This is a genomic window from Mycolicibacterium diernhoferi (assembly GCF_019456655.1).
Classification (GTDB): Bacteria; Actinomycetota; Actinomycetes; order Mycobacteriales; family Mycobacteriaceae; genus Mycobacterium; species Mycobacterium diernhoferi.
Map to the genome: position 1 here is coordinate 2,687,794 of NZ_CP080332.1, position 20,470 is coordinate 2,708,263.

The following is a 20,470-nucleotide window of genomic DNA, read 5'->3' on the forward strand; positions in this document are numbered from 1 at the left end:
GATCAGTAGTGGACCGGAGGAGATAGTTATGGATACCGCAGCGCAGAACGGTAGTCAGACCGGTACGGCGCGGGTGAAGCGCGGTATGGCCGAAATGCTCAAGGGCGGCGTCATCATGGATGTCGTCACCCCGGAGCAGGCCCGGATCGCCGAGGCCGCCGGTGCGGTCGCGGTGATGGCGCTGGAGCGGGTACCCGCCGACATCCGCGCCCAGGGCGGGGTGTCGCGGATGAGCGATCCGGACATGATCGAGGGCATCATCGCCGCGGTCACCATTCCGGTGATGGCCAAGGTCCGGATCGGGCATTTCGTCGAGGCGCAGATCCTGCAGTCCCTCGGGGTGGATTACATCGACGAGTCCGAGGTGCTGACCCCGGCCGACTACACCAACCACATCGACAAGTGGCGCTTCACCGTGCCGTTCGTGTGCGGTGCGACCAATCTGGGTGAGGCGCTGCGCCGGATCACCGAGGGCGCGGCGATGATTCGTTCCAAGGGTGAGGCCGGTACCGGGGACGTGTCGAACGCGACCACGCACATGCGCCAGATCGGTGGGGAGATCCGTCGGCTGACCTCGCTGAGCGAGGACGAGTTGTTCGTCGCCGCCAAGGAACTGCAGGCCCCGTACGAGTTGGTGGCCGAGGTGGCCCGGGCCGGCAAGCTGCCGGTCACGCTGTTCACCGCCGGCGGCATCGCGACCCCGGCCGATGCGGCGATGATGATGCAACTCGGCGCCGAGGGTGTGTTCGTCGGGTCGGGCATCTTCAAGTCCGGCGATCCGGCGGCGCGTGCCGCGGCGATCGTGAAGGCCACCACCTTCTACGACGATCCCGACGTGCTGGCCAAGGTGTCGCGCGGACTCGGTGAGGCGATGGTCGGCATCAACGTCGAGGACATCGCGGCACCGCACCGCCTGGCCGAACGCGGCTGGTAACTCGCCGATGAGCGCTCGCGCGAAGAGCAGACAGCCCTAGTATGGCGATCGAGGAGATCCTCGACCTCGAGCAGCTGGAGGTCAACATCTACCGCGGGCGCGTGTTCAGCCCCGAATCCGGTTTCCTGCAGCGCACTTTCGGCGGGCATGTGGCCGGGCAGTCGTTGGTGTCGGCGGTGCGCACGGTGGAACCGCAGTTCCAGGTGCACTCGCTGCACGGGTACTTCCTGCGCCCCGGCGATGCCCGGGCGCCCGCGGTGTACACCGTGGAGCGCATCCGGGACGGCGGCTCGTTCTGCACCCGCCGGGTCAGCGCCATCCAGCACGGCGAGACGATCTTCTCGATGTCGGCGTCCTTCCAGACCGACCAGAGCGGTATCGAACACCAGGACGCCATGCCGGTGGCCCCGCCGCCCGACGACCTGCCCGGATTCCGGTCCGGCGGAGCATTCGACGACGCCGGGTTCGCCCAGTTCGCCGAATGGGATGTCTGCATCGTCCCGCGCGATCAGCTGCAGCTGGTGCCCGGCAAGGCATCCCAGCAGCAGGTCTGGTTCCGGCACCGTGACCCGCTGCCCGACGATCCGGTGCTGCACATCTGCGCGCTGGCCTACCTGAGCGATCTGACGCTGCTGGGGTCGGCCTCGGTCACCCATCCCGACGAGCGCAAGCACCTGATGGTCGCCTCGCTGGATCATGCGATGTGGTTCATGCGCCCGTTCCGGGCCGACGAATGGCTGCTCTATGACCAGTCCTCGCCGTCGGCGTGCGGTGGGCGGGCGCTGTGCGAGGGCAAGCTGTACAACGCCTATGGAGAGATGGTCGCCTCGGTGATGCAGGAGGGGCTCACCCGCTACCAGCGCGACTTCACCCCGACGCCCAAGTGAGCGCCCGGGTGGGGGTGCTCGCCCTGCAGGGCGACACCCGGGAACATCTGGCGGCGCTGACCGAGGCGGGCGCGCAGGCCTGCACGGTCCGGCGGTTACATGAGTTGGAATCCGTTGACGCACTGGTCATCCCGGGTGGTGAATCGACCGCGATGAGCCACCTGCTGCGGGAATTCGACCTGCTCGAGCCGCTGCGGGCCCGGTTGCGTGACGGTATGCCCGCCTACGGGTCCTGCGCCGGGATGATCCTGCTGGCCACGGATATCCAGGACGCCGGAGTGCCCGGACGCGAGGCGCTGCCGCTGGGCGGAATCGATATGACGGTGCGCCGCAACGCCTTCGGGCGCCAGGTGGATTCCTTCGAGGAGGACCTGCAGTTCGCCGGGATCGACGGCCCGGTGCACGCGGTGTTCATCCGGGCGCCCTGGGTGGAGCGGGTCGGCCCCGAGGTGGAGGTGCTGGCCACCGCGGCCGGGCACCCGGTGGCGGTCCGGCAGGGCCGGATGCTGGCCACCTCGTTTCATCCGGAGATGACCGGGGATCGCCGGGTGCATGCGATGTTCGTCGACTCGCTGTCCTGACGTCACGCCCCGCGCGGCGAGCGCAACCCGAGTGTGCGCCGGCCCGCGGTGACCAGTTCGTCCTGCAGCCTGGCGAGGTCGTCGCCGGCCTCGGGGTAGTCCACGCCGACGGCCGCGGCGATGCCGGCCATCACGACGGCCGCCTTGACCTGTCCGGCCATGCCCGGTTCGACGCCGGCGAGTAGCGCCAGCTGGCGTTGCACGACCGCGCTCCAGTCGGGCCGGCTGCGCAGGAAGTCACCGACGCCCGGATCCCCGGTGAGCACCGGAATCAGGGTGCGCTGCGCCACGGCCAGCGCGACGAATCCGGTCAGCATGGCATCGGCCTGCGCGCGGGAGCCCCGTGCCGACTCGGCGGCGGCCACCAGCTTCTCCAGCTCGCCCATGACCGGCTCCAGGATGGCTTCGAGTAGCTCGTCGCGGGTCCGGAAGTGATGGTAGATGGCGGATTTCGTGAGCCCGAGTTCGTCGGAGATCATCTGCAGGGAGGTGCCCGCGACGCTGTGCCGGCGGAACGACTCGACGGCGGTGGCCATGAGTCGCTGCCGGGTGCTCGGGGCGGGCGCGCTCACAGCGCCACCACAGATGTAGTGCTGCTAACAGTTCTCTGCGCGCTGACCATTCGTACAGTATAGAGCTGTACGATTGGTCTGTAACTGGCTGTACGTTTGGTCAGGTTTCAGTCCAACCCGAGGAGAGCCCCTTGACCGCTGCGGACGTGCTTGACGGCGTCGACTTCTTCCAAGATCCGGCGTTGGTCGCCGATCCCTACGAGTTGTACCGACGCATGCGCTCCGTCAGTCCCGTGCTGCGCGAACCAACCCAGGGCGTCTACATCGTGACCGGCTACGAGGAGGCCCAGGCGATCCTCGGCGATCACGAGAGGTTCTCGTCCTGCACCAGCGTGACCGGACCCTTCCCGGGATTTCCGGTTCCGCTGGAGGGGCGCGACGAGGCCGAGGTGCGGGCTCTGATCGACAAGCATCGTGACGAACTGCCGTTCAGTGACCAGCTGCCGACCTTCGACCCGCCGACGCACACCGCGCACCGGGCGCTGCTGTCCCGACTGATCACCCCCAAACGCCTGAAGGAGAACGAAGAGTTCCTGTGGCGACTGGCCGACCAGGTGCTCGCGCCCTATCTGGCCCAGGGCGGCGGCGAATTCATCCGCGAGGTGGCCAACCCGGTGGCCCTGCTGGTCATCGCCGATCTGCTGGGCGTCCCGGAGGGGGACCGTGCCGAGCTCACCGAGCGACTGGTCGGGGACAGCTCGCTCGGCAGCACCGAAGGTGAGGAAATGGCGCACGCGCCACTGGAATACCTCTACCACCGCTTCGCCGAGTACATCTCGGACCGGCGTGCCAACCCGCGCGCCGACGTGCTGACCGATATGGCGGAGGCGACGTTCCCGGACGGATCGACCCCGGAGGTCATCGATGTGGTGCGGGTGGCCGCCAACCTGTTCTCGGCCGGACAGGAAACCACGGTTCGACTGCTGTCCTCGGCGCTGATGGTGCTGGCCGAGCGTCCCGACCTGCAGGACCGGTTGCGCGCCCATCCCGAGCAGATTCCCGGCTTCATCGAGGAGGCGCTGCGCTTCGAGAGCCCGATCCGCGGGGACTTCCGGCTGGCCCGGGCCACCACCGAGGTCGGTGGGGTCACCATCGGGGCCGGTGCCACGGTGATGGTGAACCTCGGTGCCGCCAACCGGGATCCGCGCCAGTTCGAGGACCCGGACACCTTCGACCTCGACCGGCCCAATGCCCGCCGGCACATCGCGTTCGGGCGCGGGATCCACAGCTGTATCGGGGCGCCGCTGGCGCGCGCGGAAGGGCGGGTCGTCATCGAGCGGCTACTCCGCGGCGCCGCTGGTATCCGCATCGACGAGCGTCGCCACGGTGCCCCCGACGCGCGCAGCTATGACTACGTACCGACCTTCATCCTGCGTGGTCTGACCGAACTGCACCTACAGGTCGACCCCGCCGGGCCCGCATCATGATCGCCACCGTCGACGACGACGCCTGCGCCGGCCACGGCGTGTGTGTCGCGCTCTGTCCCGAGGTGTTCACCCTGACCGACGACGGTTACGCGCAGGCCGTCGGCACCGAGGTGCCCGCCCAATTCCACGAGGTGGTCACCGAGGCCGCCGCCAGCTGCCCGGAACGGGCCATCCACCTGAAAGAGGAATCATGACAACCGATTTCGCCCGCAAAGACCGCACCGCCTTCGACCTGTCCGGCAAGGTGGTGGTCGTCGTCGGCGGCGGGCAGATGCCGGGCGACACCGTCGGCAACGGCCGGGCCACCGCGCTGCTGGCCGCCCGGCACGGCGCCGAGGTGGTCGCCGTCGACCTGAATCTGGCTTCCGCGCAGGAGACGGTGGATCTGATCGCCGCCGACGGTGGCAAGGCCTACGCCGTGCACGCCGATGTCTCGAAAAAGGAAGATTGCCAACGCATCTTCGACGAGGTGATGGAACGCAGCGGACGAGTGGACGGCATGGTCTACAGCGTGGCGGTGAATCCGCCGTTCGACTTCGAGAACAACTCGATGGAGACCGAGGCCTTCAACTACGGCATCAACGTCAACATGCTCGGCGCCTACTACTGCAATCTCTACGCCGCGGCCTGTATGGAGAAGAATCCGGGTCCCAGCACCGGCAGCATCGTCAACTTCTCCTCGATCGCCAGCCTGAAGAACGAGATCGGGCTGAACATCGGGATCATGCCCTACGCCCTGGGCAAGTGCGGGCTGAACTACATCACCGAACTCACCGCGGTGCAGTTCGCCGCGGCCGGGGTGCGGGCCAACACGCTGATGCTGGGCCCCATCGACTCCACGCTGGGCAACCACGATTCCCAGGAGCTGTTCGGGCACACCCCCGAAGAGGTCGACGAGGTCTACAGCGAGGTCGTCAAACTCAAGATGGGCCGGGCCAGCACCTGGGAGACGGCCTACGCCGCGCTGTACCTGCTGGCCGACGAATCGCGGTTCATGACCGGCCAGCAGATCCGCCTGGACGGGGGAGCGGCGCTGGTGCGCTGAACCCGGTCAGCGGATCGGCAGGCCGGTGATGGCGCGACTCATCACCAGGCGCTGGATCTCGCTGGTGCCCTCGAAGATGGTGAAGATCTTCGCATCGCGGTGCATCCGCTCGACCGGGTAGTCGCGGGTGTAGCCGTTGCCGCCGAGGATCTGGATGGCCTCGTCGGTGACGTAGACCGCGGTCTCGCTGGCCACCAGCTTGGCCATCGACCCCTCGGCGTTCTCGAAGGCCTTGCCGTTGCGGGCCATCCAGGCCGCCCGGTACACCAGCAGGCGGGCGGCGTCGATGCGGGCGTTCATATCGGCGAGCTTGAACGCCACCGCCTGGAAGTCGCCGATCTTGCGGCCGAACTGCTCACGCTCGCGGGCGTAGTCCAGCGCGTACTCGTAGGCGGCCCGGGCCACCCCGACCGCCATCGCGCCGACGCTGGGGCGGGTGCGCTCGAAGGTGGCCATCGCGGCCTGTCCCGCGGTCCGCTTACCCTCGCGCGCTTTGGCGATCCGCGCGTCGAACTTGTCCTTGCCGCCGACGATGAGCCGACCCGGGATGCGGACCTCGTCGAGCACCACCTCGGCGGTGTGTGAGGCCCGGATGCCGTGCTTGCGGAACTTCTGGCCCTGGCTGAACCCGGGGGTGTGGGGCGGGATGATGAAGGAGGCCTGCCCGCGGCTGCCCAGTTCCGGGTACACCGAGGCGACGACGATGTGCACCTCGGCGATACCGCCGTTGGTCGCCCAGGTCTTGGTGCCGTTCAGCACCCATTCGTCGGTGGCCTCGTCGTAGCGGGCCCGGGTCAGGATGGAACCGACATCGGAGCCGGCGCCGGGCTCCGACGAACAGAAGGCCGCGACCTTGGGGTCATCGACGGTGCCGAACATCTGCGGCAGCCATTCCCCGATCTGCTCGGGGGTGCCGCTGCCGGCCAGCGAGGCTGCCGCCAGCCCGGTGCCCAGGATGGACAGCGCGATGCCGGCGTCGCCCCAGAACAGCTCCTCGAAGACGGTGACCATGCCCAGGCCGGTCGGCTCGGCGGCCTGTTCGGCGAACATTTCCATCGAGTAGAGGCCGATCTTGGCGGCCTCGGCGATGATCGGCCAGGGGGTCTCTTCACGCTCGTCCCACTCGGCCGCGGCGGGGCGCACGACATCGGCGGCAAACTCGTGGACCCACTTTTGCACGTCGCGCAGGTCCGAGGGCAACTCCAGGGAGAAGGTCATACCGCCTATCTTACTCTGGAGTAAGTTGATCGGCCAGATGGGCGCTTTCTGCCCCCGAGCACGGTTTCGGTGCAGGGTGTACCCGTAGACTGGGCAACCGACGAATGACGGAGAAAGAGGGCGGAATCTGAATGAGCGGCCATTCCAAGTGGGCAACTACAAAGCACAAGAAGGCCGTCGTCGACGCCAAGCGCGGCAAGATGTTCGCCAAGCTCATCAAGAACATCGAGGTCGCGGCGCGTACCGGCGGTGGTGACCCGTCCGGTAACCCGACGCTGTACGACGCGATCCAGAAGGCCAAGAAGTCGTCGGTGCCCAACGACAACATCGAGCGGGCCCGTAAGCGTGGCGGTGGCGAAGAGGCCGGCGGCGCCGACTGGCAGAACATCACCTACGAGGGCTACGGGCCCAATGGCGTTGCGGTGCTTATCGAATGCCTCACCGACAACCGCAACCGCGCCGCCGGCGAGGTGCGCGTCGCGATGACCCGCAACGGCGGCAACATGGCCGACCCGGGATCGGTGGCCTACCTGTTCTCCCGCAAGGGTGTGATCACCCTGGACAAGAACGGGCTGACCGAGGACGACGTGCTGGGTGCGGTGCTGGAGGCCGGCGCCGAGGAGATCAACGACCTGGGCGAGGGCTTCGAGATCATCTGCGAGCCCACCGACCTGGTCGCGGTGCGGACCGCGCTGCAGGACGCCGGTATCGACTACGACTCGGCCGAATCCGGCTTCCAGCCGTCGGTCTCGGTGCCCGTCGACCTGGAGGGCGCCCGCAAGGTGCTCAAGCTGATCGACGCGCTGGAGGACAGCGACGACGTGCAAGAGGTCTACACCAACATCGACATCCCGGACGACGTCGCGGCCCAGCTCGACGAGGACTGATCCGGCCGGGCCCGGGCGGCCCGCCGGTAGTGCAGGGGTGACATCCCGACCTCGCGCTTGAAGGCATTGGAGAATGCGCTCTCGGCGGCGTAACCGAGCTCGTAGGCCAGTGCCCCGACCGTCATGTCCGCGTCCCGCAGGGCACGCTGCGCCAGCAGTATCCGCCAGCTGCTCAGGTACGTCATCGGTGGAACACCGGCGGCCGCGCGGAACCGCTCGGCGAACGAGGTCCTCGACATCGCCGCGATCCGCGCCAGTTCGGTCAACTGCCACGGCCTCCCGGGATCGGCGTGCATGGCGGCGGCTGCCGGTCGCAGCTGTTCGTCGGTGAGCAGCCCCAGCAGACCCGGCGGTACCGAATCGGCCCGGTCGAGGTGTGTGCGCAGCACCGCAAGCACCAGCAGTTGAGCGAGTTGCGCGACGGCGAAGTCGCTGCCGATCCGGTCTGCGGTCATCTCCCGATATATGCGCGACGCCAGGTCGTGCAGCTCGGATGCGTCGGCGGCGGTGGCACGCACGTGCAACGCCGGCGGCAGCGCGGTACGCAGCAGTTGGCGGCCCACCTCGTTGACGCCGATGTGCCCGCCCAGCATCACGTCCTGCTCGCCGTCGCCGACCCGTACCAGCGGTTCGATCGCGCTCAGTTCGAACGCGACCGGGACAGCTCCGTCCGGGACGTTCGACAGGGTCACCCGCCGGCGGTGGTTGAGGATCACGACGTCACCGGCCGTGGCGTGCACCGGGGTGACGCCGTCGGGTTGCACCCGGACTCGGCCGCGCACCACGGCGATGAACTTCAGCGGCTCGGCGATGTCGGCGCTGGTGGTCCATGCGCCGGCAGCCGCCAACCCACCCGAGACCACGCCGCGCGCCTCGACGAGGCGTAACACCGCCGAGAGGGGATCGCGGGCGAGTTCCGGACGATCACGCATGCGCTGCGGACTCATGATGATGAGAAGCCCGGCCGGCCGGACGTTATTCCGGGTATGACGAACAGACAACACCCTCTCGGTTCGGGTTTCACCGCAGCGTCGACGGCCACCGATGTACTGGCCGGCATCGACCTTGCCGGACGGCAGATCGTCGTGACCGCCGGGCACGTCGGGCTCGGGCTCGAGACCACGCGGGCACTGAGTCGGGCCGGCGCGTCGGTGGTGATCGGTGCGCGCTCGCCGGGACGCGCGGCGGCCGCGGTGGCGGATCTGCCCGGTGTCGAGGCGCGCCCGCTCGACCTCCTCGACCCGCGGTCCGTCGATGCCTTCGCCGAGGCGTACCTCGATACGGGCCGACCGCTGCATGCGTTGATCAACAACGCCGGGATCATGGGTGGGCCGCTGGTCCGCGACGGCCGCGGATATGAGGCACAGTTCGCCACCAATCATCTCGGTCACTTCCGGCTGACCGATGGACTGCTGCCCGCGTTGCGGGCGGCGTCCGGCGCGCGGGTCGTGGAAGTCTCGTCGTGGGGCCATCACCTATCGGACATCCGTTGGGGCGATCCACATTTCGAAGATGGCGCCTATGACGGCATGGTGGCCTACGGTCAGTCCAAGACGGCCAATGTGTTGTTCGCCGTCGAATTGGACCGGCGCTGGTCCAACGACGGCATCCGCGGCTACGCACTGCACCCCGGCGGCATCATCGACACCAACCTCGCACCGTCGATCACCGACGAACAGTGGCAGCTGATGGGGTTGATCGACGAGCACGGCAAAGTGGTCAACGACCCGGACCGTGACCTCAAGACCCCGATGCAGGGCGCTTCCACCAGCGTGTGGGCCGCGACCAGCCCGCTGCTCGACGGCATCGGCGGAGTGTTCCTGCAGAACAACGACATCGCGCCGCTGGAGGACATCGACGCGCCCCTGAGCATCGACTTCGGGTCGGGTCCGCTCCAGACCAGCGTGGGGGTCACCCGATATGCGGTCGACCCGGAATCCGCGCAGCGGCTGTGGGACCTCAGTGAGAAGTAGTCGACCGGCTAGAGTGCCGCGCTGATCGGGGTGTCACCGCTGATCAGCTCGAAGGTCCGGCCCGCGGTGGCGGGGGAGTCCAGCACCGCGAGCAGCACCGCGGCGACGTCGGCGCGCGGGATGGTCCCGCGCCCGGTGGATTCGGCGATCCGAACCCGCCCGGTACCGGGCTCGTCGGTCAGCCCGCCGGGCCGCACAATTGTCGTCTGCAGCCCGGCGCGGGCCCGGACGTCGGCGTCGGCCTCGGATTTGGCCCGCATGTAGACGCGGAACACCTCGTCGTAGCCGTCGTCGAGGCTGCGGTCGTCGGCCGAGAGCGCGGACACCATGACATAGCGCCGCACGCCCGCGGACTCGGCTGCGTCGGCGAGCAGGATCGCGGCATCGCGGTCCACCGTCTGCTTTCGGGCCACCCCGCTGCCCGGCCCGGCCCCGGCGGCGAACACCACCGCGTCGGCGCCGCGCACCGCCTCGGCGACCTGCTCGACCGAGCTGTGCTCCAGGTCGAGGACCACCGCCTGGGCGCCGGCGGCCTCCAGATCGCCGACCTGCGTTGGATTTCGGATCAGTCCGACCGCGGTGTCACCGCGGTCCGCCAACAGCCGCTCCAGCAGCAGCGCGATCTTGCCATGTCCACCCGCAATGACGACTCTCATCAATTCAGCCTACGGACCATCGGAGATGGGGATCTGAGCGTGTCCCTGTCGAGTTGTGTCGGCCCTGGCAGCTACGCTATCGAACACGTGTTCTTATCTGAAGGGGCTGGCGTGCGGATTATGGGAGTCGATCCCGGGTTGACGCGCTGCGGGTTGTCGGTGGTCGAAAGCGGCCGCGGGCGGCATGTCACCGCGCTCGACGTCGACGTCGTACGGACGCCGGCGGACGCTCCGCTGCAGATGCGGCTGCTGACCATCAGCGACACCGTCGAGCACTGGATGGACACTCACGTCCCGGACGTGATCGCCATCGAGCGGGTGTTCGCCAACCAGAACGCCAACACCGCGATGGGTACCGCCCAGGCGGGTGGGGTGATCGCGCTGGCCGCGGCCCGCCGCAACATCGACGTGTTCTTCCATACCCCGTCGGAGGTCAAGGCCGCGGTGACCGGGAACGGCCGGGCCGACAAGGCTCAGATCACCACCATGGTCACCAAAATCCTCGGCCTGCAACAGAAGCCGACTCCCGCGGACGCCGCAGACGCGCTCGCGCTGGCGATCTGCCACTGCTGGCGGGCCCCGATGATCGCCCGGATGGCCGAGGCCGAGGCCAAGGCCGAGGCGCAGAAGAAGCTCTACCAGGCCAAGCTGAAGGCGGCCCGCGCATGATCGCCTCGGTACGCGGCGAGATCATCGACATCGCCCTCGACCACGCCGTCGTGGAGGCCGCCGGTGTCGGCTACAAGGTGATGGCCACCCCGACGACGCTGTCCACGCTGCGGCGCGGGGAAGAGGCCCGGCTGATCACCGCGATGATCGTGCGCGAGGACTCGATGACGCTGTACGGCTTCGCCGACGGTGAATCCCGAGACCTGTTCAACACGTTGCTGGGTGTCTCGGGGGTCGGCCCGAAGATCGCGCTGGCCACGCTGGCGGTGTACGACGCCACCTCGCTGCGGCAGGCACTGGCCGACGGGGACATCACAGCCCTGACCCGGGTGCCCGGAATCGGCAAACGGGGCGCCGAGCGGATGGTGCTGGAACTGCGCGACAAGATCGGTGCGGTGGCCGGTGCCGGTGGGGTGGTCGGCGCCAGTGGGCACGCCGTGCGGATCCCCGTCGTGGAAGCGCTTGTCGGCCTGGGGTTCGCGGCCAAACAGGCCGAGGAGGCCACCGACAAGGTGCTGGCCGACGACCCGAATGCCACCACCTCCAGTGCGCTGCGGGCGGCGCTGTCCATGCTCGGTAAGAAGTAGCCATGGGTCGTTTCGAAGGCGATGAACCCGAGGATCGGGAGGTCACGCCGGCGCTGACGGTCGGCGAAGGCGACATCGATGCCAGCCTGCGGCCGCGCTCCCTGCAGGAGTTCATCGGTCAGCACCGGGTGCGTGAGCAGTTGCAACTGGTCCTCGAAGGCGCCAAGAACCGTGGCGGCACACCGGATCACATCCTGCTGTCCGGCCCGCCCGGGCTGGGCAAGACCTCGCTGGCGATGATCATCGCCGCGGAACTGAGTTCCGCGCTGCGGGTCACCTCCGGTCCGGCGCTGGAGCGGGCCGGCGATCTCGCGGCGATGCTGTCGAATCTGGTCGAGGGCGATGTGCTGTTCATCGACGAGATCCATCGCATCGCCCGGCCCGCCGAGGAGATGCTCTACCTGGCGATGGAGGACTTCCGGGTCGACGTGGTGGTCGGCAAGGGGCCCGGGGCGACGTCGATCCCGCTGGACGTCGCACCGTTCACCCTGGTGGGTGCCACCACCCGGTCCGGCGCGCTGACCGGCCCGCTGCGCGACCGGTTCGGTTTCACCGCCCACATGGACTTCTACGAACCGGCCGACCTGGAACGGGTGCTGGCGCGGTCGGCCGGGATCCTCGGCATCGAACTCGAGGCCACCGCCGGCGCGGAGGTCGCCCGCCGGTCGCGCGGCACCCCGCGGATCGCCAACCGGTTGCTGCGCCGGGTCCGCGATTACGCCGAGGTGCGCGCCGACGGTGTGATCACCCGGGACATCGCCAAGGCCGCCCTGGAGGTCTACGACGTCGACGAACTCGGGTTGGACCGGCTGGACCGCGCGGTGCTGTCCGCCCTGACCCGGAGCTTCGGCGGCGGGCCGGTGGGGGTGTCGACGCTGGCCGTCGCGGTGGGGGAGGAAGCCACCACTGTCGAAGAGGTCTGTGAACCCTTCCTGGTGCGCGCCGGGATGATCGCCCGCACGCCGCGCGGCCGGGTCGCCACACCACAGGCGTGGACGCATCTGGGCTTGCAGCCACCGGCCGGCGGGTTCGGCCAAACCGGGCTGTTTGAATAATCGATACCCCGGCTGGGTAATCCCTCGGTTATGACCGAGGAGGCCACCATGAGCGAGACACGCGAGCGACGTACCGGCGGCAGGCTGCACATGCCCCGCAGCCGCGGTGCCCTGAGTGGGCTGCTGCTGATCCTGGCCGGCGTCTGGGGTGCATTCATCCCGTTCGTCGGGCCCTACTTCGACTTCGCCTTCACCCCGGATTCGCCGTGGGCCTGGACCACGGGCCGCGGGTGGCTGGAGGTGCTACCGGGTGCGGTGACCGTCGTGGGTGGTCTGCTGCTTCTGGGGTCGCGTAACCGCGCGACGGCCATGCTGGGCGGCTGGCTGGCCGTGGTGGCCGGCGCATGGTTCGTCGTCGGGCGCGCACTGGCCGGGCCCATGGCCCTGGGGAATGCGGGCAGCCCGGTGGCCGTCACCGAGACCAAGCAGGTGATGCTGGAACTGGCGTACTTCTCCGGTCTCGGCGCGCTGATCGTCTTTCTGGGCGCTGCGGCGGTCGGACGGTTGTCGGTGCGCAGCGTCCGCGACGTCCGGCAGGCCGAAACGGTCGGCACCCGGCCGGTGGACACCGCGGAACAGCCCGTCGCGGCCACATCGGAGCCGGTGCCCATGCGAGATCAGAAAACCGAGGTCATCGGGCCCACCGCGGATGCCCAGCACCGGCGGCGTGGCTGGCGGCTCGGGCGGTTCGCACACCGCTAGACGACCTCCTCGGGTCGCTCGGCGGGCAGATCCCACGCGTGGCACACCCGGTTGCCGCCGGCGCGCTTCGCGGCGTACATCGCCTGATCGGCCGCGCAGAGCAGCTCGTCGAGCGCGTCCTGGTTCGCCGGGTGCCCGGACGCGGATGCGGTACCGACACTCGCGGTGACGGCGTACGGAAGGCTCTCGATCGCTGTGCGCACCCGGTCGGCGAGATGACGCAGCTGGTTGTCGCTCATCCGGGCGGCGATACAGAATTCCTCGCCGCCGATGCGGGCCACGACGACATCGGTGCCCGCGACCCGGCGCAGCGCCGTGGCGACCGCCGTCAGCACCCGGTCGCCGGCGGCGTGCCCCTGGGTGTCGTTGACCTGTTTGAACTCGTCGAGATCGACCATCACCACGCCGAAGGTTTCGCGACCGCGGACCGGACGCGTGGCGCGATCCCCGACGGCCCGGTGCAGCCCGCGGCGGTTGTGCAGCCCGGTCAGCGCGTCCAGATCCGAGTTCACCGCGTCGGCGCCCAACAGCTGAACCAGCACCTGCCCGACCATCGGCACGGTCAGGATGCTGACCAGAACCAGCAGCGTCTCGCTGACGGCGAGGACGGGATCGCCGTCGACGGCCGCCCGCAGGCCGCACAGCATGGTGGTGCTCACGGCGATGCCGAGCACGAGCGTCAGGAACGGGCTGGTGTGGGTGAACGCCACCAATCCGGCGATCACCACGAACACGACACAAGCGGTCAGGCCGTGCTGCGGCTGCATGGCGATCAGACAGGCGGCGGACACGCTCAGCGCCGAAAGCACCGCCAAAGCCCGGGAACTGCGCCGCGACGGCCAGCGGGTCAGCCAGACGAACGTCATGGTCCAGCACAACGCGGTTGCCGGCACGGCGACGGCGGCCTTGACGGCGAACGGGGCCGTCGCGGGGCTCCAGAGCAGCAGGATGGGCACGAATCCCAGCACCGTCACCGAGATCGCCATGATGACCTGTAGTGGCCAACGCAGATGCTGGGACTCCAGATACTCGGAGAGCCACTCGTAGCGGTCGGGCTGCTGCCACCACCGGCGGATCGTTTCCATCGCATCAGCTCGTTCGAAAGATCAGGGTCACACGGGTTGGCAACACTGTACGGGGTCAGAGGCAGTAGTAGAGGTGGCCGCCCGGCTGGGCAGCAAACTAAGGTGGCCGAAGTTCGGTTTCCGATGAAAACGGGGTGTGGCCATGTCGCTGATCGACACCGAGTTGGGCCGGTTACACGTCCAGGTTCACGGTGCCGGACCTCCGCTGGTGCTGTGGCACAGCCTGTTCCTCGATTCGCGTTCGTGGTGCGGTATGGCCGAAGAACTTGCCGCCAGCCGTTCGGTCGTCGTCATCGACGGGCCGTCGCACGGCCGCAGCGAACCGATCGCCCGGGACTTCACCTTCGGTGACTGTGTCACCGCCGCGGAACGGGTGCTCGACTCCCTCGCGCTGGCCGGGCCGGTGGACTGGGTGGGCAATGCCTGGGGTGGGCACGTCGGCATCCAGTTCGCGCTGCGACGGCCCGAACGGGTACGGACGCTGACCACGATCGGGACTCCGGCGCATGGGTTGCGAGCGGTCGAGCGCTGGACGAAGGCCTGGCCGCTGGTGCAGCTCTACAGGATCGCGGGGCCGAATTCGCTGCTGATGAAACCACTTTCGGACGCCCTCGTCGGTGCCGAAGCGCAGTCGGCGGTGCCCGAACTGGCGGCGACGGTGATGAGCGCCTTCACCGACGCCGACCGTGTGGCGATGTTCCACGCCATCAGATCGATGATGCTGAACCGACCGGACATGAGTGCCGACATGCGTCGACTCGCCGTCCCCACGCTGTTGATCGCGGGGCGCGACGACACCACCGGATGGCAACCCGCCGATGCCCACGAGGTGGCCGACACGATGACCGATGCGACCGTGACGGCCGCACCGGGCTCGGGTCACTCCTCGCCGCTGCTGCTCGCGCGCGATGCCGTCACCGCTGCGGTGCAGGAATTCACCCGCTACCCGGTGTAGACCATCACGTGCTTGATCCGGGTGTAGTCCTCGAGCCCGTACATCGACAGGTCCTTGCCGTGGCCGGAGGACTTGAAGCCGCCGTGCGGCATCTCGGCGACGAGCGGGATGTGGGTGTTGATCCACACGCAGCCGAAGTCCAGCGCATTGGACATCCGGATGGCCCGGGAGACGTCCTTGGTCCAGACCGAGGAGGCCAGCCCGTATTCGACGCCGTTGGCCCACTTCAGGGCCTGTTCCTCGCCATCGAAGGACTGGACCGTGATGACCGGCCCGAAGATCTCGTTCTGCACCATCCGGTCGTCCTGGCGCAGTCCGCCGACCACGGTGGGCTCCACGTAGAAACCCTTGTCGCCCTGCCGAGTTCCGCCGGCGGCGACGGTGGCGTGGGCGGGCACATCCTCGAAGAAGCTCAGCACCCGTTCCATCTGGTTGACGTTGTTGACCGGCGGCACCCAGGCATCCTCGTCGCCGGCGGGCCGTCCGAAGGTGGTGGTCGCGGCCTTCGCCTGCTCGGCGAGCGCGGCGGTCAGGTCTGCGACGATCGAGGCCGGGGCGAGCACCCGGGTGGCCGCGGTGCAGTCCTGCCCGGCGTTGAAGTAGCCGGCCGTCGCGATGCCCTCGGCCGCGGCGGCGATATCGGCGTCCTCGAACACGATCACCGGGGCCTTACCGCCCAGTTCCAGGTGCGTGCGCTTGAGGTTGCCGCCGGCGCTCACGGCGACCGCGCGCCCGGCGGCCACCGATCCGGTGATGGAGACCATCTCCGGGGTCGGGTGGGCCACCACCGCCGCGCCGGTGACCCGGTCCCCGGTGACGACGTTGAGCACGCCCGGCGGGAAATGCCGGCCGGCGATCTCGGCGAGCATCACGGTGCTCACCGGGGTGGTGTCGCTGGGCTTGAGGACGACGGTGTTGCCCGCCGCGATGGCCGGGCAGAACTTCCAGATCGCCATCATCATCGGGTAGTTCCACGGCGCCACCTGACCGATCACGCCGACCGGTTCGCGGCGGATCCAGGAGGTGTGGTTCTCCATGTACTCGCCGGCGGATTTACCCTCCAGCACCCGGGCCGCGCCGGCGAAGAACCGGATCTGGTCGAGCATCGGCGGGATCTCTTCGGCGGCGGTGACGTGGTTGGGCTTACCGGTGTTGCGGCCCTCGGCCTCGATCAGCGCCTGCGCATTCTTTTCCACATCATCGGCGAAGTCGAGCAGCGCCTTCTGCCGGTGCGAGGGTGTGGTGCGCTTCCAGTCCTTGAACGCGGTGGCCGCGGCGGCGTAGGCGCGGTCGACGTCGGCCTCGTTGGACACCGGTGCGGTGCCGTACTGCTCACCGGTGGACGGGTCGATCAGCGGCATGGTCGCACCGCTGTCGGAGCCGGTGAGTTCGCCGCCGATGAAGTTCTGCACTGTGGTCATGTGTTGCGGGCTCCTTATAGCTAGGCGGGAAGGTCGGCGAGGGCGGTGGCCAGGATGTCGAGCGCCTCGTTGAGCAGGTCGTCACCGATGGCCAGGGGCGGCAGGAAGCGCAGCACGTTTCCGTATGTGCCACAGGACAACACGATGACGCCGTGGGCGTGCGCCGCGGCGCACAGCGCCTTGGTCAGCTCCGCATCGGGCTCGGTGGTGCCGGGTTTGACGAGTTCGACCGCGATCATCGCGCCGCGGCCGCGGACATCGCCGATCCGGTCGTCGTCGGCCTGCATCTGGTTCAGCCGGGACATCATCAGAGTCTCGATCTGCCGGGCACGCTCGACGAGTCCGTCGGCCTCGATGGTTTCGATGGTGGCCAGCGCGGCGGCGCAGGCCACCGGGTTGCCGCCGTAGGTTCCGCCCAGCCCGGACACGTGCGGGGCGTCCATGATGTCGGCGCGCCCGGTCACCGCCGACAACGGCAGGCCGTCGGCGATGCCCTTGGCGGTGACGATCAGGTCGGGCTCGATGCCTTCGTGCTCGCAGGCGAACATGGCGCCGGTGCGGGCGAAACCGGTCTGCACCTCGTCGGCGATGAACACCACGTTGTTGTCCCGGCACCAGTCCAGCAGCGCGCGCAGGAATCCCGGAGCGGGCACGATGAACCCGCCTTCACCCTGTATCGGTTCGATGATGACGGCCGCCAGGTTGTCCGCGCCCACCTGCTTGTCGATGACGTTGATGGCCCGCTTGGCCGCCACCTCGCCGTCGGTGGCCAGTTCCTTGCCGAATTCGGCGTCGCGGAACGGATAGGACAGCGGCGCCCGGTAGATCTCCGGTGCGAACGGGCCGAAACCGTGCTTGTAGGGCATCGATTTCGCGGTCAACGCCATCGTCAGGTTGGTGCGCCCGTGATACGCGTGGTCGAAGGACACCACGGCCTGCTTGCGGGTGTAGGCGCGGGCGATCTTGACCGCGTTCTCGACTGCTTCGGAGCCGGAGTTGAACAGCGCCGACCGCTTTTCCGCACTGCCCGGCGTCAGCCGGTTGAGCTGCTCGGCCACCGCGACATAACCCTCGTAGGGCGTGACCATGAAGCAGGTGTGGGTGAAGTCGGCGGCCTGGGCGGCCACCGCCTCGACCACCTTGGGGGAGGCGTTGCCGATGGTGGTGACGGCGATACCCGAACCCAGGTCGATCAGCCGGTTGCCGTCCACGTCCTCGACGATGCCGCCCCCGGCGCGGGCGGCGTACACGGGCATGGTGGTACCCACGCCACGAGCCACCGCGTCGTTCTTGCGGCTGATCAGGGCCGATGACCTCGGTCCCGGGATGGCGGTGGCTAGATGGCGGGTCTGTTCGACGGCAGTCACGGCTGACTCCTGCTCGGGGTGTGGCACGCGCAACTCCAACCCTAATCCGCCGACAGCGAATGCGGGTGAAAACGGCAGCTGATGCGAGTCCGACCTTCGGATTACGTGGATTCCATTGAATTGTGACACGAATTCAGTTGGGAAGGGGTGGGATGGTTGAGGAGTTACACCGCGTCGCGGTCAGGTCCCGCCCGCCGGAGCGGAGCAGGGCTAATGGCACACTGGTGCCCGTACCCGCTGAACAACCGCGAAGGACCGCTGTTTCATGGATCTCGTTGTATTCCTGCCCCTGATCATCATCATGGGCGCTTTCATGTTCTTCGCGTCGCGCCGGCAGAAGAAGGCCATGCAGGCCACCATCGATCTGCACGAGTCGTTGACCGTGGGGGACCGCGTGCACACCACCTCGGGACTGCAGGCCACCGTCGCCGGCATCACCGATGACTACGTCGACCTGGAGATCGCGCCCGGCGTGGTCACCACCTGGATGAAGCTGGCGATCCGGGACCGCATCGAGGCCGCCGATGACGAGTTCGAGGACGATGACGCCGACGGCACATATGAGGAAGAGTCCGGCGCCGTCGAACTGGACAAGAACTCGACCCCCAAGACTGACGGCAACTGATTCAGTTTCAGCGCGTACCCTCCCGGTAGCGCTATCCAGTTCAGTAATCCCCGTCCCTGATCGCTTCAAGGAGACCCAAGAACCGTGGCTTCGTCTTCGGCGCCGGTCCACCCTGCCCGCTACCTGTCGCTCTTTTTGGCCCTCCTCATCGGCGTCTACCTGCTGGTCTTCCTGACCGGTGACAAGAAGGCCGAACCCAAGCTGGGCATCGACCTGCAGGGCGGCACCCGTGTCACGCTGACCGCACGCACCCCGGACGGCTCCCGTCCGACCCGGGAATCGCTGATGCAGGCCCAGGAGATCATCAGCTCCCGCGTCGACGGGCTCGGCGTGTCCGGCTCGGAAGTCATCATCGATGGCGACAACCTGGTGATCACGGTCCCCGGGGACGACGGCTCCGAGGCGCGCAGCCTCGGACAGACCGCGCGGCTCTACATCCGCCCGGTCATTCACGCCATGCCGGCGCAGGCCCTGGATCCCGAACAGGCGGCACCGGAGGGCGCGCCACCGCTGGGTGACACCGGATTGCCGGCCCTGGCACCCGCGGAGCCCGAGGCTCCCGTCCGCACCCCGGGCGGGCCGGCAGGCACCGGCGCGCCGGCCGCACCGCCGGCGCAGCCCCGGCCGTACCCGCTGGAGCCTGCCCCGTCGCCGTCGCCGTCGCCGTCACCGGCACCGGCGCCCGCGCCCGCGCCCGGCGGACAGGACGAGAAGGCCGATCTCGCCCAGCGCATCGCCGATGAGAAGCAGTTGCGCCAGAGCACCGATCAGAGCATCCAGCTGCTGGCCCTGCAGTTCCAGGCCACCCGCTGCGACGAAGACGATGTGCTCGCCGGCAACGACGATCCCAATCTGCCGTTGGTGACGTGCTCGGTCGACCACAACACCGTGTACCTGCTGGACAAGTCGATCATGAGCGGCGAGGAGATCAAGACCGCCGGGTCCGGGCTGGACCAGCAGCGCGGCGACTACGTCGTCGACGTCGAGTTCAAGAGCACCGGCTCCAAGATCTGGGCCGACTTCACCGCCGCCAACGTCGGCACCCAGACCGCGTTCACCCTCGACTCCCAGGTGGTCAGCGCCCCCGAGATCCAGGAGGCGATCCCTGGCGGACGCACCCAGATCACCGGGCAGTTCACCGACGCGACGGCCCGGGAACTGGCCAACGTGCTCAAGTACGGTTCGCTGCCGCTGTCCTTCGAGTCCTCTGAGGCCGAGACGGTCTCGGCCACCCTGGGTCTGACCTCGCTCAAGGCCGGGTTGATCGCCGGTGCCGTCGGCTTGGCGCTGGTGTTGCTCTATTCACTGCTGTACTACCGCGTGCTCGGCCTGCTGACCGCACTGTCGCTGATCCTGGCCGGTGCCATGGTGTACGCGCTGCTGGTGCTGTTGGGCAGATACATCAACTACACGCTGGACCTGGCGGGTATCGCCGGTCTGATCATCGGTATCGGCACCACCGCCGACTCGTTCGTGGTGTTCTTCGAACGCATCAAGGACGAGATCCGCGAGGGTCGCTCGTTCCGTTCGGCGGTGCCGCGCGGTTGGGCCCGTGCCCGCAAGACGATCCTGTCCGGCAACGCCGTGACCTTCCTCGCCGCCGCGGTGCTCTACTTCCTGGCGGTCGGGCAGGTCAAGGGCTTCGCCTTCACCCTGGGTCTGACCACGATCCTGGACGTGCTGGTGGTGTTCCTGGTGACCTGGCCGCTGGTGTACCTGTGCTCCAAGTCCGCGACGCTGGCCAAGCCGGCGTTCAACGGTCTCGGGGCGGTTCAGCAGATCGCCCGCGAACGGCGCACGGTGTCCACGACGGGACGGGGTTAA

The 20,470-nt window shown here is 68.3% G+C and carries 22 protein-coding genes; 15 read left to right on the forward strand and 7 right to left on the reverse strand.

Annotated elements, in window-relative coordinates; all coding sequences use genetic code 11:
• Positions 1-28 precede the first annotated feature (28 nt).
• From pdxS to pdxT, 3 genes are read left to right on the forward strand one after another with little or no spacing between them, the layout of a single operon-like run.
• On the forward strand, positions 29-934 hold the full coding sequence (gene pdxS / locus K0O62_RS12795) for a pyridoxal 5'-phosphate synthase lyase subunit PdxS (protein WP_097933659.1): 906 nt from the start codon (positions 29-31) through the stop codon (positions 932-934).
• Positions 935-975: 41 nt separating this feature from the next.
• Entirely contained in the window at positions 976-1,821 is an 846-nt protein-coding gene (gene tesB, locus K0O62_RS12800; RefSeq protein ID WP_073854458.1) for an acyl-CoA thioesterase II, read from the forward strand.
• On the forward strand, positions 1,818-2,402 hold the full coding sequence (pdxT, locus tag K0O62_RS12805) for a pyridoxal 5'-phosphate synthase glutaminase subunit PdxT (RefSeq protein WP_073854460.1): 585 nt from the start codon (positions 1,818-1,820) through the stop codon (positions 2,400-2,402). Before tesB ends, pdxT begins: the two co-directional genes overlap by 4 nt.
• Before the next feature lie 2 nt (positions 2,403-2,404).
• Here pdxT and K0O62_RS12810 read toward each other — a convergent pair whose 3' ends face one another.
• Positions 2,405-2,938 (reverse strand): TetR/AcrR family transcriptional regulator, encoded by a 534-nt coding sequence (locus K0O62_RS12810; protein WP_073854462.1) that lies wholly within the window; start codon positions 2,936-2,938, stop codon positions 2,405-2,407.
• Positions 2,939-3,105: 167 nt separating this feature from the next.
• Here K0O62_RS12810 and K0O62_RS12815 point away from each other — a divergent pair, with 167 nt between their 5' ends.
• From K0O62_RS12815 to K0O62_RS12825, 3 genes are read left to right on the forward strand one after another with little or no spacing between them, the layout of a single operon-like run.
• Positions 3,106-4,401 (forward strand): cytochrome P450, encoded by a 1,296-nt coding sequence (locus tag K0O62_RS12815; protein WP_234799976.1) that lies wholly within the window; start codon positions 3,106-3,108, stop codon positions 4,399-4,401.
• Positions 4,398-4,595, forward strand: a complete 198-nt coding sequence (locus K0O62_RS12820) for a ferredoxin (RefSeq protein ID WP_073854464.1) — start codon at positions 4,398-4,400, stop codon at positions 4,593-4,595. Before K0O62_RS12815 ends, K0O62_RS12820 begins: the two co-directional genes overlap by 4 nt.
• A complete protein-coding gene (locus K0O62_RS12825; RefSeq protein WP_073854466.1) occupies positions 4,592-5,446 on the forward strand; it encodes an SDR family NAD(P)-dependent oxidoreductase in 855 nt (284 codons plus the stop codon). The genes K0O62_RS12820 and K0O62_RS12825 overlap by 4 nt, the downstream gene beginning before the upstream one ends.
• Positions 5,447-5,452: 6 nt before the next feature.
• Here K0O62_RS12825 and K0O62_RS12830 read toward each other — a convergent pair whose 3' ends face one another.
• Positions 5,453-6,664, reverse strand: coding sequence for an acyl-CoA dehydrogenase family protein (locus K0O62_RS12830; protein WP_073854468.1), 1,212 nt, complete (start codon positions 6,662-6,664; stop codon positions 5,453-5,455).
• Between the two features lie 131 nt (positions 6,665-6,795).
• On the opposite strand from K0O62_RS12830, the gene K0O62_RS12835 reads away from it, so the two are divergent.
• Positions 6,796-7,551, forward strand: coding sequence for a YebC/PmpR family DNA-binding transcriptional regulator (locus tag K0O62_RS12835; RefSeq protein WP_073854470.1), 756 nt, complete (start codon positions 6,796-6,798; stop codon positions 7,549-7,551).
• On the opposite strand, the gene K0O62_RS12840 is transcribed toward K0O62_RS12835, so the two are convergent.
• Positions 7,497-8,483 (reverse strand): AraC family transcriptional regulator, encoded by a 987-nt coding sequence (locus K0O62_RS12840; protein ID WP_073855270.1) that lies wholly within the window; start codon positions 8,481-8,483, stop codon positions 7,497-7,499. The two genes, K0O62_RS12835 and K0O62_RS12840, sit on opposite strands and share 55 nt — an antisense overlap.
• A gap of 54 nt (positions 8,484-8,537) precedes the next feature.
• On the opposite strand from K0O62_RS12840, the gene K0O62_RS12845 reads away from it, so the two are divergent.
• Positions 8,538-9,524 carry an SDR family NAD(P)-dependent oxidoreductase gene (locus K0O62_RS12845; protein ID WP_073854472.1) on the forward strand — a complete coding sequence of 329 codons (987 nt, stop codon included), beginning with the start codon at positions 8,538-8,540 and terminating at the stop codon, positions 9,522-9,524.
• Positions 9,525-9,532: 8 nt separating this feature from the next.
• Here the strand turns inward: K0O62_RS12845 and K0O62_RS12850 are convergent, their stop codons facing one another.
• Positions 9,533-10,180: an SDR family oxidoreductase gene (locus tag K0O62_RS12850; protein WP_073854474.1), complete on the reverse strand. Its 648-nt coding sequence runs from the start codon at positions 10,178-10,180 to the stop codon at positions 9,533-9,535.
• 111 nt (positions 10,181-10,291) lie between these two features.
• On the opposite strand from K0O62_RS12850, the gene ruvC reads away from it, so the two are divergent.
• From ruvC to K0O62_RS12870, 4 genes are read left to right on the forward strand one after another with little or no spacing between them, the layout of a single operon-like run.
• Positions 10,292-10,849, forward strand: a complete 558-nt coding sequence (ruvC, locus tag K0O62_RS12855; protein ID WP_073854476.1) for a crossover junction endodeoxyribonuclease RuvC — start codon at positions 10,292-10,294, stop codon at positions 10,847-10,849.
• On the forward strand, positions 10,846-11,436 hold the full coding sequence (ruvA, locus tag K0O62_RS12860) for a Holliday junction branch migration protein RuvA (protein ID WP_073854478.1): 591 nt from the start codon (positions 10,846-10,848) through the stop codon (positions 11,434-11,436). The genes ruvC and ruvA overlap by 4 nt, the downstream gene beginning before the upstream one ends.
• 2 nt (positions 11,437-11,438) lie before the next feature.
• On the forward strand, positions 11,439-12,491 hold the full coding sequence (gene ruvB / locus K0O62_RS12865; RefSeq protein ID WP_073854480.1) for a Holliday junction branch migration DNA helicase RuvB: 1,053 nt from the start codon (positions 11,439-11,441) through the stop codon (positions 12,489-12,491).
• A gap of 48 nt (positions 12,492-12,539) precedes the next feature.
• A complete protein-coding gene (locus tag K0O62_RS12870) occupies positions 12,540-13,193 on the forward strand; it encodes a hypothetical protein (protein WP_073855271.1) in 654 nt (217 codons plus the stop codon).
• Here K0O62_RS12870 and K0O62_RS12875 read toward each other — a convergent pair.
• Entirely contained in the window at positions 13,190-14,278 is a 1,089-nt protein-coding gene (locus K0O62_RS12875) for a GGDEF domain-containing protein (RefSeq protein WP_073854482.1), read from the reverse strand. The two genes, K0O62_RS12870 and K0O62_RS12875, sit on opposite strands and share 4 nt — an antisense overlap.
• 142 nt (positions 14,279-14,420) lie before the next feature.
• On the opposite strand from K0O62_RS12875, the gene K0O62_RS12880 reads away from it, so the two are divergent.
• Positions 14,421-15,233, forward strand: a complete 813-nt coding sequence (locus K0O62_RS12880; RefSeq protein WP_073854484.1) for an alpha/beta fold hydrolase — start codon at positions 14,421-14,423, stop codon at positions 15,231-15,233.
• Here K0O62_RS12880 and K0O62_RS12885 read toward each other — a convergent pair.
• Positions 15,221-16,654, reverse strand: a complete 1,434-nt coding sequence (locus K0O62_RS12885) for an aminobutyraldehyde dehydrogenase (protein ID WP_073854486.1) — start codon at positions 16,652-16,654, stop codon at positions 15,221-15,223. The two genes, K0O62_RS12880 and K0O62_RS12885, sit on opposite strands and share 13 nt — an antisense overlap.
• 20 nt (positions 16,655-16,674) lie before the next feature.
• The gene (gene gabT, locus K0O62_RS12890; protein WP_073854488.1) at positions 16,675-18,021 is read right to left on the reverse strand and encodes a 4-aminobutyrate--2-oxoglutarate transaminase; all 1,347 of its coding nucleotides are present in this window, start codon (positions 18,019-18,021) and stop codon (positions 16,675-16,677) included.
• Between the two features lie 265 nt (positions 18,022-18,286).
• On the opposite strand from gabT, the gene yajC reads away from it, so the two are divergent.
• Together yajC and secD are read left to right on the forward strand one after the other, a co-directional pair.
• A complete protein-coding gene (gene yajC, locus K0O62_RS12895) occupies positions 18,287-18,646 on the forward strand; it encodes a preprotein translocase subunit YajC (protein ID WP_073854490.1) in 360 nt (119 codons plus the stop codon).
• A gap of 84 nt (positions 18,647-18,730) precedes the next feature.
• The gene (gene secD, locus K0O62_RS12900; protein WP_073854492.1) at positions 18,731-20,470 is read left to right on the forward strand and encodes a protein translocase subunit SecD; all 1,740 of its coding nucleotides are present in this window, start codon (positions 18,731-18,733) and stop codon (positions 20,468-20,470) included.